12 protein-coding genes are annotated in these 13,039 nt (G+C 68.0%); 6 read left to right on the forward strand and 6 right to left on the reverse strand.

Going from position 1 to position 13,039, the window contains the following annotated elements; translation table 11 throughout:
- Positions 1-4: 4 nt before the first annotated feature.
- Positions 5-1,636, forward strand: coding sequence for a glutamate/gamma-aminobutyrate antiporter GadC (gene gadC / locus ASC66_RS10010; RefSeq protein WP_055838648.1), 1,632 nt, complete (start codon positions 5-7; stop codon positions 1,634-1,636).
- Between the two features lie 9 nt (positions 1,637-1,645).
- Here the strand turns inward: gadC and ASC66_RS10015 are convergent, their stop codons facing one another.
- On the reverse strand, positions 1,646-2,323 hold the full coding sequence (locus ASC66_RS10015; protein WP_055838651.1) for a TetR/AcrR family transcriptional regulator: 678 nt from the start codon (positions 2,321-2,323) through the stop codon (positions 1,646-1,648).
- A 106-nt stretch (positions 2,324-2,429) separates the two neighbouring features.
- Between ASC66_RS10015 and ASC66_RS10020 the strand changes: the two genes are divergently transcribed.
- Positions 2,430-4,064, forward strand: coding sequence for an amidohydrolase (locus tag ASC66_RS10020; RefSeq protein WP_055838654.1), 1,635 nt, complete (start codon positions 2,430-2,432; stop codon positions 4,062-4,064).
- 74 nt (positions 4,065-4,138) lie between these two features.
- Positions 4,139-5,605 carry a Na+/H+ antiporter NhaC family protein gene (locus ASC66_RS10025; RefSeq protein WP_055838657.1) on the forward strand — a complete coding sequence of 489 codons (1,467 nt, stop codon included), beginning with the start codon at positions 4,139-4,141 and terminating at the stop codon, positions 5,603-5,605.
- An 86-nt stretch (positions 5,606-5,691) separates the two neighbouring features.
- On the opposite strand, the gene ASC66_RS10030 is transcribed toward ASC66_RS10025, so the two are convergent.
- Complete coding sequence (locus ASC66_RS10030) at positions 5,692-7,431, reverse strand: L-aspartate oxidase (protein ID WP_055838658.1); 1,740 nt, start codon at positions 7,429-7,431, stop codon at positions 5,692-5,694.
- A gap of 70 nt (positions 7,432-7,501) precedes the next feature.
- Here ASC66_RS10030 and ASC66_RS10035 point away from each other — a divergent pair, with 70 nt between their 5' ends.
- Entirely contained in the window at positions 7,502-8,446 is a 945-nt protein-coding gene (locus ASC66_RS10035; RefSeq protein WP_082492244.1) for a LysR family transcriptional regulator, read from the forward strand.
- On the opposite strand, the gene arr is transcribed toward ASC66_RS10035, so the two are convergent.
- The 3 genes from arr to ASC66_RS10050 form a co-directional block, all read right to left on the reverse strand.
- Entirely contained in the window at positions 8,433-8,855 is a 423-nt protein-coding gene (arr, locus tag ASC66_RS10040; protein ID WP_055838661.1) for an NAD(+)--rifampin ADP-ribosyltransferase, read from the reverse strand. The two genes, ASC66_RS10035 and arr, sit on opposite strands and share 14 nt — an antisense overlap.
- Before the next feature lie 49 nt (positions 8,856-8,904).
- Positions 8,905-9,441: a dihydrofolate reductase family protein gene (locus tag ASC66_RS10045; RefSeq protein ID WP_055838664.1), complete on the reverse strand. Its 537-nt coding sequence runs from the start codon at positions 9,439-9,441 to the stop codon at positions 8,905-8,907.
- Between the two features lie 166 nt (positions 9,442-9,607).
- Positions 9,608-11,056, reverse strand: coding sequence for an MFS transporter (locus tag ASC66_RS10050; RefSeq protein WP_055838667.1), 1,449 nt, complete (start codon positions 11,054-11,056; stop codon positions 9,608-9,610).
- A gap of 286 nt (positions 11,057-11,342) precedes the next feature.
- Between ASC66_RS10050 and ASC66_RS10055 the strand changes: the two genes are divergently transcribed.
- Both ASC66_RS10055 and ASC66_RS10060 read left to right on the forward strand, forming a co-directional pair.
- Positions 11,343-12,299 carry a DUF8832 domain-containing protein gene (locus tag ASC66_RS10055; protein ID WP_055840273.1) on the forward strand — a complete coding sequence of 319 codons (957 nt, stop codon included), beginning with the start codon at positions 11,343-11,345 and terminating at the stop codon, positions 12,297-12,299.
- Between the two features lie 48 nt (positions 12,300-12,347).
- Entirely contained in the window at positions 12,348-12,584 is a 237-nt protein-coding gene (locus ASC66_RS10060) for a YHS domain-containing protein (protein ID WP_055838670.1), read from the forward strand.
- A 105-nt stretch (positions 12,585-12,689) separates the two neighbouring features.
- Here the strand turns inward: ASC66_RS10060 and ASC66_RS10065 are convergent, their stop codons facing one another.
- Complete coding sequence (locus tag ASC66_RS10065; protein WP_502691598.1) at positions 12,690-13,031, reverse strand: hypothetical protein; 342 nt, start codon at positions 13,029-13,031, stop codon at positions 12,690-12,692.
- Between the last annotated feature and the right edge of the window lie 8 nt (positions 13,032-13,039).

A 13,039-nucleotide genomic window follows, 5' to 3' on the forward strand; every position in this document is an offset into this window, starting at 1 on the left:
CGCCATGACGTCCATCGACGATCGGCCGGCGGCCTCGGCAGCCGCTCCCAAACGGGCGGACGGGACCGTTGCACCGACCCCGGAACATGTGAAGCCGCATCCGTTCGATGCGGTGCCGCACAAACCGGCCATCGGTTCGCCGGGAACGACGGCCAGCAAGTTCATGAGCCTCACGCAGCTGGCGATCCTCACGGTCGTCGCGGTTGCGTCACTCCGCAGCCTGCCGGCCATGGCCGGCTTCGGCCTCGGCGCCATCACCCTGTTCATCATTCCGGCGATCTTCTTCCTCGTGCCGACGGCGCTCGTCGCGGCCGAACTCGCCACCGGGTGGAAGGGCGGCGTCTTCACCTGGGTGCGCGAAGCCTTCGGCGAGCGCTGGGGGTTCCAGGCGATCTGGCTGCAGTGGGTGCAGAACGTGGTCTGGTATCCCACGCAGATCGCCTTCATCGCTGCATCGCTCGCGTTCGTGTTCCTCAACCCGAACCTGGCAAACTCCGGGCTCTACACGGCGATCATCATCCTCGTGCTGTATTGGTTCTCGACCTTCATCACCCTGAAGGGCGGCAATCTGTTCGCCAAGGTGGGGTCGTGGAGCGGCCTCGCCGGCACGATCTTCCCCGGCCTGCTGCTGATCATCTTCGGTGTCTTCTGGGTCGCGAGTGGGCAGCCGAGTCAGATTCCGCTCACCGCGGCGTCGGTGATCCCACCGTTCACCGGGCTGGCGTCGATCGTGCTCATCGTCTCCAACGTGTTGGCGTACGCCGGCATGGAGGTCAACGCGGTTCACGCAAACGACCTGAAGAACCCGGGCAAGCAGTATCCGAAGACGATCCTCATCGCCTCGTTCCTGATCCTGGGCATCTTCATCGTGCCCACGATCGCGATCGGCCTCGTGGTTCCGAGCGACCAGCTCGGGCTCACCACCGGCATCAATCTCGCCTTCAAGGCCTACTTTGATGCGTTCGGGGTGTCGTGGCTCACGCCGGTGCTCTCGCTGCTGATCGCCCTCGGCGCCTTCGCATCGGTCGTGACCTGGATCGCCGGCCCGTCCCGCGGCCTCCTCGCCGCAGCGCGCAGCGGCTACCTGCCGGTGTTCCTGCAGCGGAGGAACAAGGCGGGAGTGCAGGTCGGAATCCTCACCGTGCAGGGCATCGTGGTGACACTGCTCGCGTCGCTGTTCATCTTCGTGCCGAACATCAACACGGCGTTCATCCTGCTCGTCGACATGGCGGCCGCGCTCTACCTCATCATGTACATGATGATGTTCGCGGCGGCCATCCGACTCCGCTCGAAGCAGCCCCACGTGGTGCGCTCCTACCGGGTGCCGGCCATGACGCTGATCTCGAGCGTCGGCTTCCTCGCCTGCCTGGCCGCGTTCTGCCTGGGCTTCATCCCGCCCGATGGGTTCGGCGGCGGCGCACCCGGCTGGGTGTATCCGGTGCTGGTCGGAGGAGTTGTGCTCCTGCTCGGAGTGCCGCCGTTGATCTTCTACGCGCTGCGCAGACCCGGATGGGATCAGCGCACAGCGGAGGAGAAGGCGACGTTCAACAATGTGCTCGTGAACCCGCCGGCCACCGCCGGGACGCCAGCGCCCCCGCCCGCGGCCCCACCCGCGGTTCCGCCCACTGCCGTGTGACGGTCGGCCCTACGACAGGCCGGCCGTGCCGCGAAGGCCGGTCAACAGGGCACTGATCCCGACGGAGAAGGCGTGGTCGCTCGCACGGATGTCGCGCTCTGCGGCGTCGCGCACGCGACGAGCTTCCGCCCGGGCGAAGTGCGGGGCGTCGGCTGCGCTGGCCCCCGGGGACATGATGTCCTCGGGGGCCAGTGCGTCGAGGGCCGAACCGAGGATGTACGACTCCATCACCACGATCGCGTCGACGATGAGGCTCTCCGGCCAGCCGTCCCTGAGGAAGGCGACCGTCATGGCCTCGTAGTTGGCCACGGAGCGTTCCTGGCCGTCGATCGCTGTTGTCGCGAGTAACGCGATGCCCGCCGGGTACGAGAGGAACGCCCTCCGGTACGAGTGCGCCCAGCGGAGTACGGCGTCGGTGAATGCGGCGGATCCGTCGGCCGGTTCGGTGGTGAACCCGCTGACGTCGATCATGTCTGCGATCCGCCCCCGCATCGCGCGCACGACCTCGTCTTTGCCCGTGAAGTAGTGGTAGAGCGCGGGTGGCTGCACGGAGAGTGCGCGCGCGAGCCCGGTCATCGTGAAGCCGGTGGGTCCAGCGGTCCGCACCAGGTCGAAGGCCGCGTCGATGATCTGCTCCGCGCTCAGCACGCTGATGCGCGGCCGTCCTGCGGTGCGGGGGGAGCTCACGATGTTGGCCTCTCGGGATTGTGCGTGAATCGTCTCGGGTGTAGCTTAGGCCCAGCTTATTTAATGGCATTAAATAAATGTCGCTTCGCCTGAAAGGTCATCGCGCATGGATCGCGTGTTCGCCGACACCATTCTCGTCAATGCGCGCGTCATCACGCTCAACCCACGCCAGCCATTCGCCGAAGCGATCGCCGTCAGGGGCGGCCGGATCATCGCCGTCGGAGAGGCGTCGTCGATGGCGGAGTATCGCGGCGCGTCGACGCGGATGCTCGATGCCCGGGGCGGGGTCGCGACACCGGGCATCATCGATGCCCACATGCACCCGATCCAGGGCATCGAGCTCGCGGTCGGTGTGGACGCCGGGGGAGTGAAGGCGCCAGAGGCGTTCCTCGCGCTGCTGCGCGCCGAGGCCGAGCGGGTGCGCACGGAGGAATCCGGCGACTGGGTGCGGGTCTGGAACGTCGACTACGACGTCTTCAGCTCACTGCCGATGACCGCTACGGCGATCGACGGCGCCGTCGGCGGACTCCCCGCGCTGCTGATGTTCTTCGACGGCCACACCGCGCTGGCGAGCAGCGCCGCGCTCGCACGGGCGGGGATCACCGGCGCGCGAACCTTCACAGACACCTCCGAGATCATCGTCGACGAATCCGGTCGGCCCACCGGGGAACTCCGCGAGGACTCCGCCTTCGACATCGTGCTGAAGGCGGCGCCCCAGCTCACGACCGCCGAGACGGCCGCGGAGGTGCAGCGCATCCTGGGCTCGCTCGCGGCGACGGGCATCACCGGCGGCTGCATCATGGACGGCAAGCTGGCGTCCCTCGACCTCCTCGACGAGATCGACGCCACTGGCGCTGGGCTCCCGGTGCGCATCGTGTCGGCCCTCGCCCACAATCCAGGCTACGACGAGGAGACGACGCAGTCCTACCTCGCCCAGCTGGGCAGGCGCGGCGCGCGCTGGCGTGGCGACCTCATCAAACTCTTCAACGACGGCGTGATCGACACCGGAACGGCCTGGCTCTACGAGCCCGATCTGCAGGGCGACGGCGGGGTCTCCTTCTGGCAGGATGCCGGCGAATTCGAGCGGGTCGTGGAGCGCTACAGCTCCGCCGGTTTCCAGATCGCCACGCACGCGATCGGCGACCGCGCCGTCGGCACCACGATCGACGCGTACACCAAGGCGGGCGTGCACTCGCGGCGCGGCGCCCCGCACCGCATCGAACACCTCGAGCTCGTCGCGGACCGCGACGTGGCCCGGCTGGGCCAGGCGGGCATCACGGCGTCCATCCAGCCCCTGCACCTGCAGTGGCGCAAGGCGGATGCGAGCGACTTCTGGGCGGCCCGGCTGGGGCCGGAGCGCGCCGCACGCGGATGGCGGGTGCGCGACATGATCAACGCCTGCGCACCCATCGCGCTCGGCTCCGACTGGCCGGTGGCGCAGCTGGATTCGCGCATCGGCATGGCCTGGGCTCGCCTTCGGCGGGAGCCCGGCAATCCGGACGCCCCCGTCTTCGACCCCGGGCAGATCCTCACCCCGCTCGAGGCCCTGCTCGGCTACACGCGCTGGGCCGCCGAGGCCCAGGGCGACCGCGATCTCGGGGTCATCGCCCCCGGGTATCGAGCCGACTTCGTCGTCTGGGAGGACAACCCTCTCGACGTCGGCGCCGACGAACTGTTGCAGCTGCCCATCCGCACGACGGTCATGGACGGCAATCCCGTGTACGAGGCCGCATACTCCTGACCCGGGAGTGCCACGCACGCGAACCTTCCGCGCCCGTCGGGCCGGGATCACCGTCCTACCCCCCTGAGGAAAACATGCAAGACGTAGGCGCTTGGGCGCTCCTTCCCGTCGTCACAATCCTGGTGGTCGCCGTCGCGACGCGACGCACCCTGTTCGCCATGCTCTGCGGAACCATCGTCGGTGCCGTACTGCTCGGCGGCTGGGCCTTCTTCGATTCGTGGGTCGAGTACCTCGGTACGGCGATGGCCGACGCGACGCTGCAATGGCTCGTGCTCGTCGTCGTGCTCTTCGGCATCCTGATCACCCTGTTCGAGCGTTCCGGCGCCGTCAGCGAGTTCGCGTCCTGGACCGAGCGGTTCGTGAACTCCCGGCGCAAGTCGCTGGTGCTCTCCTTCGTGCTCTCGGTCGTGCTGTTCGTCGATGACTACCTGAACGTGCTCACCGTCGGCACCTCCATGAAGAGTGTGACCGACCGCTACCGGGTGCCGCGCAGTCAGCTCGGCACGATCATGAAGATGACCGCGGCTCCGATCGCCGTCATCGTGCCGTTCTCGACCTGGGCACTGTTCTTCTCCGGCCTCCTCGAGGCGCAGGGTGTGACCGTCGACGGCTCCGGTTTCGGCGCCTACCTGCAGGCCATCCCGTACATCTTCTTCGGCTGGATCGCCATCATCATCGCGATCCTGCTCTCGATCGGCGCCTTCCCGAAGCTCGGCTCATTGAAGAAGGACATCCGGCGTGCCGAGGAGATCGGGGACGTGTTCCCCGCCGGAACCAGCGATGAGGAACGCGAGGCCGAGGGCGGCCTGCCGCTGCAGCCCGAGATCGTCGAGATCGCCGAGATCGGCATCCAGGGGGATGACGGCACCCTCGCCGTGGCCTCCCCGGTGGCCGTCGCGACGCGCGCATCGAGCATCGCAACGCCGCGCCCGTACAACTTCCTGGTGCCGATCGTTGTCATGATCGCGGTCACCATCCTCACCGAGGTCGATGTGCTGAAGGGCACAGTGGCCGCGCTGATCGTGGCGATCATCATGTATGTCGCGCAGCGACGGATGCGCATCCGCGAGGTGTTCGACGCCGCGTTCGCCGGTGTGGGCAGCATGATGTTCGTCATCGTGCTCACCGCGCTCGCCTTCATGGTGCAGCACATGAACATCGACCTCGCGCTGGCCGACTTCGTGATCGCCTCGACCCAGCCGTACATGAGCGGCGCGCTGCTGCCGGCCGTGGTGTTCCTCGTCTGCGGCGTCTACGCCTACGCGACGGGCTCATTCTGGGATCTCGCCGCCGTCATCACGCCGATCGTCATCCCGCTCGCCTTCGCGATGGACGTCGACCCGATCATCGCCGCAGCCGCGGTGTTCTCTGGCGCGGCGCTCGGCTCGACGACCTGCCTCTACGGCGACGGCATCATCCTCGCGTCGCGTTCGACCGGCATCAAACCGCTCACGCTGATGAGCGCGATCCTGCCCTACGCGGGGATCGCCGCCGGGCTGTCGTTCGTGTTGTACCTGATCGTCGGCTTCGTCTCGCAGTAGCCGACCGTCTCGGTAACCAACCGCGGAGCGCGCCGCCCGAGCTCGGGCGGCGCGCTCGTGTTGCCTGTAGAGATCGGCGGCCCCGGCTACTCGACCAGTTTGCCCAGCGTTGAGACCTCGGTGATCAGCTCCGCGATCTCCTCTGGAATCTCGGGGATCGACTCGCGAACGACGCCGGCGCTCGGCGACCACACGAGGTTCAGCTGCAGCGCGGGGTCCATGTCCGGGTAGTCGCTGCGGTTGTGGCATCCGCGTGTCTCTCGGCGTTCGACCGCCGTCTCCAGCGTCGCCCGGGCCGCGAGTGCCGAGGCCTTGAGGTCGAAGGCGTGCGCGAGGTCGTGGTAGCCGGCGATGTCGGGGTGGATGCCGACGCGGAGCATGCGCTCCTCGATCACGTCGAGCTTCGCCAGGCCGGCCAGCAGGCCGTCCTCGTCGCGCACGACGCCGGCATGCTCGGTCATCATGTTGCGGATGGCGCGCTGCAGCGCACGCACATTCTCGTGCCCGTCCGCGGCGAGGAGGTCGTCGATCTCGGCTCGCGCCCGAGCCAGGGCGTCGGCTGACCGCGGCTGTGCCTCCAGCGATGCCGAGAACGCGGCCGCCGCGTGGGCAACGATGCGGCCGAACACCATCAGCTCGATCAGCGAATTGCCGCCCAGGCGATTGGCGCCGTGCAGGCCGCTGGATGCCTCGCCGATGGCGTAGAGGCCGTCGACATCCGTGCTGTGATCCTCTGGGCGAACCCAGACTCCGCCCATCGAATAGTGCGCGGTCGGCGCGATCTCGATCGGCTCCGTAGTGATGTCGAGCATCTGCGCCTCCATCATGGTCTGGTAGACCCGGGGCAGCCGGTCCATGATGACCTCGCGCGGCAGGTGCGAGACGTCGAGCCAGACGCCGCCGTTCGGCGTCCCGCGACCCTCCTTGATCTCGGTGAACGCGGCGAGCGCCACCCGGTCGCGGGTGGAGAGCTCCTTGCGCACCGGGTCGTAGCGCTCCATGAAGCGTTCACCGAGAGCGTTGCGCAACACACCGCCCTCGCCGCGTGCGGCCTCGGAGATCAGGGTGCCCGCGGCGTTCTCCGGCTCGATGATGCCGGAGGGGTGGAACTGAACGAGCTCGGGGTCGCGCAGCCGGGCGCCGGCGTCCACCGCCAGGCGGAAGGAGTCTCCCGTGTTCTCGTCGCGGCGGGAGGAGGTGCGGCGCCAGATGCGGTTGTGGCCGCCCGCGGCGAGCACCACGGCATCCGCATGGATGAGGTAGCGGGTGCCGGTGTTCAGGTCGAAGCCGTACGCACCGAACACCTGGTTGTTCTTCACGAGCAGACGGGTGATGTAGACCTCGTCGAGGATGGGGACGTTCAGCTGGTGGGCTCTGGCGACGAGGCTGCGCTGAATCTCGAGGCCGGTGTAGTCGCCGGCGAAGGCTGTGCGGCGAAACGTGTGCGCCCCGAAGAAGCGTTGCGAGATGCGCCCGTCCTCCTCGCGTGCGAATCCCATTCCGTAGCGCTCCAGATCGTGGATGCCCTGGGCCGCCCCGCGGGCGACGATCTCCACGGTGTGGGGGTTGGCCAGGAAGTAGCTCTCCTTGATCGTGTCGGCGGCGTGCTGCTGCCAGCTGTCGCCCTCGTCCATGGTTCCCAGTGCGGCGTTGATGCCGCCGGCGGCGAGCGACGTGTGCGCGTCGCTGCGGGGACGCTTGCCCACCGCGAGCACATCCACGCCCATCTCGGAGAGTTCGATGGCTGCCCGGAGGCCCGAGCCGCCGGTGCCGATGACCAGGACCGTCGTGGAAATCTGCTTCTCAACTGTGTGCGATGCGCTCATGCCTCCACGCTAAGAATGAGAGCGCGATTAGTCCAATGCATCATCCGATTCATTTCAATGCGGATACGCTATGCACATGAACCTGGAACAGCTCCGCAGTTTCGTCGAGGTCGCCCGCATCGGCCACTTCACGCGCGCGGCCGCGCAGCTGCACCTGGCTCAGCCGTCGCTCAGCCGGCAGATTTCGGCGCTTGAGTCGGATCTCGGTGCCACGCTGTTCCACCGGGCGCGGGGCAACATCAGCATGACAGCAGCCGGCGAATCGCTGCTTCCGCTGGCCATGCGCATGCTCGCTGACGCCGAGACCGTGCGCTTCGAGATGCAGGAGCTGGCCGGGCTGCGGCGAGGGCGCGTTCGTCTCGGGGCGACGCCGACACTCTGCATCAGCCTGGTCGCCGAGGTCTTGACGGCGTTCCACGCCGCCCACCCCGGAATCGAGCTGCACCTGACCGAGAGTGGATCCCTGGGCCTGTTGGAGGAGCTCGCGGGCGGCACTCTCGACCTGGCGCTGATCACCACCGCCGATGACGGCACCGCGCCCACCGCAAGTCTCAAGCGGCTGCCGATCCTGAGCGAGGAACTCGTCGTCGTCGCCTCGGCGAAGAGCGCCGTGTTCGACGGCGTCGACGCGCTCTCGCTCGCGCAGCTGGCCGCGCTGCCGCAGATCACCTTCCACGAGAGCTACGAGCTGCGGGCAACGACGATGCAGGCGTTCCGGGATGCCGGCCTGACCCCGACGATCGTGCTCGAGGGTGCGGAGATGGATGCGGTGCTGCGCTGCGTGGAGCGCGGGCTGGGTGTCGCCGTGGTGCCGGCCATGGTGATGGTGGACCGACCAGGGCTGCGCTCGGTCCGGCTCACCGCGCCACGACTGGCCCGTTCAGTCAGCCTCGCCCATCGCAACGACGTCGCACTGACGCGTGCCGCCCAGGCGATGCAGAATCTCATCATCGAGACGGCGGACATCCTGTCCTCCGCCCATGTCGGAACGGACAGCCTCATCAGTCGTCGATGACGTCCAATCCGCGCGTCGAGAGCTCGGCGAGTGATCGCCGCATGGCCAGAATCTGCTCCGGGCTGTGACCGTCCCAGTCGATGAGTTCTCCCACCACCCGAACGGGCTCACGGGTCCGGTAGGACAGTGTCGGATTCCCCGGGAAGCGCTTGTCGGTCACGTTCGGGTCATCCTCGAGCGGGCCGGTCGGCTCGACGAGGTAGATGTGGCCGCGCCCATCGCCCGCGGCGAGTTCGGCGCCCCATGCCGCCGCGTCGAGGGTCCTCGTCACGTAGATGTGGTTGGCGGTGCGGTCATCGCCGTAGTTCGATCGCCGGCCGGGCTGCAACACGTCGCCAACGCGCAGCTCCGCCTTCGTGCCGTGGAGCAGGGCACCGGATTCGTGGGCCACGAAGGGGATGGGCGTCATCCATGCCCCCGGGCCACGCCATGGTGATGCCGGATGCCGCGGGCCGCGCTCATCGGATCGGCGCGTATCTGGCCGCGATCACGCCCGACTCGTAGCGCTGCACGCCGAGCAGGTGGAGGCCGAGCAGGTGCGGTGTGCGCAGGCGGATCTCGGCGTCGCCGACGATGAAGGGGTGGATGCCCACGTGGATCGAATCGACCAGGTCCGCGTCGATGAGCGTGGCTGCCAGCTCACCGTAGCCGTGCGAGATGATCGAGTCGTGGCGCTCGCGCAGCCCGCTGACCGCCTCGGCGACGTCCCCCTCGATCAGCGTCGCGTTCCAATCCAGCGGTCCGGAGAGAGTGCGGGATGCGACGTACTTGGGGAGCGCGTTGTAGTACGCGGCGAATCCCCGGTCGTCGCTCTGTGCTGGCCAGTACTCGCGGAAGAACTCGTAGCTCTCCCGGCCGAGCAGCACGGCGTCTGCGCCGAAGACGAGGTCGTCGGAGGCGCGCTGCACCCCCGGATCGTCCGGGTTGAACCACTGCTCCATCTGGTCGAATACACCGTCAAGCGTCATTTCGAATGAGATCGTGAGCTGTCCCATGCGCCCAGTATGCGCCGTCGTCCGCCGGATGTCACTGCCAGAGGGCTCCGGAGCGCTGCCTCTGAGTGCGCGGAGGTCGGTGGACTGTGTGTGGCGCGCCGCTCGGTCCGGGTACGCCGACGAGCCCCTCGGTCTGATGCTCCGAGGGCCCGCCGGGCCGGTCGCCTTAGTGCGTGCCCACCGTCTCTCGGCCAATGGAAGAATCGGATGCCGATGCGGATGCCCGAGGCGTCGTCATGGCAATCGCGGTGACGATCGCTCCCAGCAACGCGAGGATGCCCGCGCCGATGAAGGCGGCGGAGTACCCCGCGGTCAGCTCGACCGCGGAGGCGTCGGCACCGGAGATGCCGTAGACGATTGCCGTGAGCACCGCCAGGCCGAGTGCGGATCCGATCTGGTAGCTGGTGCTGACCAGTCCGGAGGCGACGCCGGTCTCTGCGGGCGGCGCCGCGCTGATGGCGGTTCCCAGAGACGGGACGAAGGCGAGCGACATCCCGAGGGCGGCGACGAGGGACGCGGGCAGTACGTCGACCACGTAGTTGCCGTCGGGGCGGATGAGGGAGAGCCACCCGAGCCCGGCCGCCAGCACGAGCAGTCCGCTGACGATCAACGCCTTCGCGCCGAACCTCGCCTGCAGTCGCGGCGCCACGGCGATCATCACGAGAACCACGAGACCCGTCATGGGCAGGAGCGCGGCGCCGGCGGCGAACGCGCTCACGCCGAGTACCTGCTGCAGGTAGAGGTTGAGGAAGAACCACATCGACACCCAGGCGGCGCCCAGTAGGAGCTGTGCGCCATTGGCGGCGCCGAGCAGCGGCTCGCGCAGCAGACCGAGACGCAGCAGCGGGTTGCGGCTGCGGGCCTGAATGATGAAGAAGATCACCAGCAGAATGATGCCGGCGGCCAGCACGCCGAGCGTTGCCAGGGTGAGCCAGCCGACCTCGGGAGCGTTGACGATCGCGTAGACGATGGCGGCGAGCCCTGCGGTGACCGTGACGGCGCCGGCGATGTCGATCGAGCCTGACGCCTTGCGCGTCGTGCGGGGGAGTGCCGTCGCCGTGAAGGCGAGAACGATGAGTGCGATCGGGATGGTCACGTAGAACACCCAGGGCCAGCTCGCGTATTCGGTCAGCACCCCGCCCAGGAACACCCCGGCGGTGCCGCCGATGGGTGCTGCGGCGCCGTAGACGGCGAAGGCCTTGGGCAGATCGGATGTGCCGCCGAAGATCATCATCAGCAAGGTCAGCGCCGCCGGTGCGATCAGTGCGGAACCGGCGCCTTGAACTGCGCGCCCGGCGAGCTCGAGCGCGACGCTGTCGGCAGCCCCGGCCAGCAAGGATCCCGCAATCAGGATGATCCAGCCCAGCGCGAAGATCTTACGCGCGCCGAATGCATCCGACAGGCGTCCGCCCAACAGCAGCAGCCCGCCGAAGGCGACGACGTAGGCGTTGAACACCCACGAGAGAGATTCCGGCGTGAAACCGAGATCGTGCTGGATGTCGGGGAGGGCCACGCCAATGATCGAGGTGTCCATGATGACGACGAACTGTGCGGTAGCGATCAGCGCGAGGCCGAGCCACCGCTTCGCCGGCGAGAGTGGCGGATGGGTAGACATGTGATTTCCTCCTGAGAACACGGCCGGGGATCCCCCGGCGGAGCTCAGCGTATACCCCCGGGGGGTATCTGTGTCAAACGCGACCCTCGGGGCGCCGTCGCCGATCACCACGCGCTTGTCCACGAGGTTGCGGTATACCCCATAGGGGTATACGTTGAATCCGGTACATACCCAGTGGGGGTATTCCAGCGCGAAAGGCAGTGGCGATGATCGCGAACGAGGATCCGATGGCCGGAGTGCCCTGCGGGGCATGCGTGGGAGCGAAGCACTCGATGGTGCAGACCGCATGAGAACCGGCGCACGTCTCGCCCTCTATGGGCTCGGACTGGTGCTCGTATTCGGTGGCGCGTTCGGAATCGCCGGCGCGGTCGCGCCAGCCGGCACAGCAACAGCGTGGGTGAAAGGAACCGAGATGAACGATCATGACCAGGGCCACAGCTCCGCGAGCGCCGCTCCAGCGGCAACCGCGGCGGACGCGGTGAAGGGTCTCGCGTCGGCGAGCGGCGGCTATCTGCTCTCCCCGGTAGCGGCGCCGTCCACCGTCGGTGCAGCCGGCGAGCTGAGCTTCCGGATTCAAGACGCGACGGGCGCTGCGGTGACGGAGTACGCGAGCTCGCACGAGCGCGATCTGCACCTGATCGTCGTGCGAGCGGACGGCAGCCGGTTCCGTCACGTCCACCCGGAGCTCGATGGTGTCAGCGGCACCTGGTCCATTCCGTGGGAATGGGCGGAAGCCGGCAGCTACCGCGTCTTCGCGGACTTCACACCGGCCGGCGCCGGGGCGCCCGCTCTCACACTCACGAGCACCGTGCACGTGACGGGGCAGTTCGGTGCCGTGACCCCCGAGCCGACACGGAGCGATCTCATCGACGGCTTCACCGTGTCCGTCGACGGCGAGCTGGTCGCGGGCTCGTCGAGCGAACTCACCATCTCCATCACCCGGGACGGCAAACCGGTCACTGCGCTCGAGCCCTATCTCGGAGCGTTCGGGCATCTCGTCGCCTTGCGCGAGGGCGACCTCGCGTTCCTGCACGTGCACGCCGACGGTGATGACCCGCGGGCCGGAGAGACGGCGGGCCCGACGATCCGGTTTGCCGCGGAGGCACCAACGCCCGGCCGCTACCTCCTCTACCTGGATTTCAAAGTCGACGGCGCGGTCCACACCGCCGAGTTCGTGCTGGACGCCGCCGAGGGCGCGACGTCGGCGGGCGCCGGGAGCACGCCGCATCCGGCCGGGCATTGACACCCAGATCTCACACCCGAGAGCACACAACGAAAGGAATCATTCACCATGACCAACACGCCAGAGGCACCCGTCAGCTCCTGCAGCTCCGCAGCAGCATGGCAGGGTGCGAGTGACGACATGACCACCTGCCCGGTCATGGCGGGCAGCCCCGTCAACAAGGCGGCCGCTGAGGCGGTCGGACTCTACCGCGACTACGAGGGCGAGCGGTATCACTTCTGCTGCGCGGGGTGCGGGCCGGCGTTCGACTCCGACCCTGCCAAGTACGCCGCCAGCATGGCCTGAGCGCGCATGGGACGGGCCCGCGGCGCTTCGGCGACGCGGGCTCCGTTCGTCTGACCGGACGCCGTCGACTGACCGCGGCGCTCATGCATCTCGGTTCGGAGCCGCTCAGGCGTCGAAGAAATCCACCTGAAGCACGCCGGCATCCGCGGCACTCATCAACCGCAATGAGGCCGGTGCGGGGAACGGCAGGGAGAAGTAGCGCTGTGGTGCACCGATGTCGCCGAAGTCGTCCTTCTTCACGGTGATGCCGGCCGGGCTCACCTCGGCGATGCGGACGCGGAGGTCACTGCCGTTCTCCAGAGTGAGCACGTAGATGTCGGCGAGGTATCCGATGCCGAGCGCGTCGAGCGCCTCCTCGGCGCCGAGCCAATCGACCGGGCCTCCGCGCTCGCGGCCGAGCAGATCGACGACGACGAAGTCGTCACCACGCGGGATGATCCATCCCACACGCTCGC

This window comes from Leifsonia sp. Root4, from assembly GCF_001425085.1.
Classification (GTDB): Bacteria; Actinomycetota; Actinomycetes; order Actinomycetales; family Microbacteriaceae; genus Microterricola.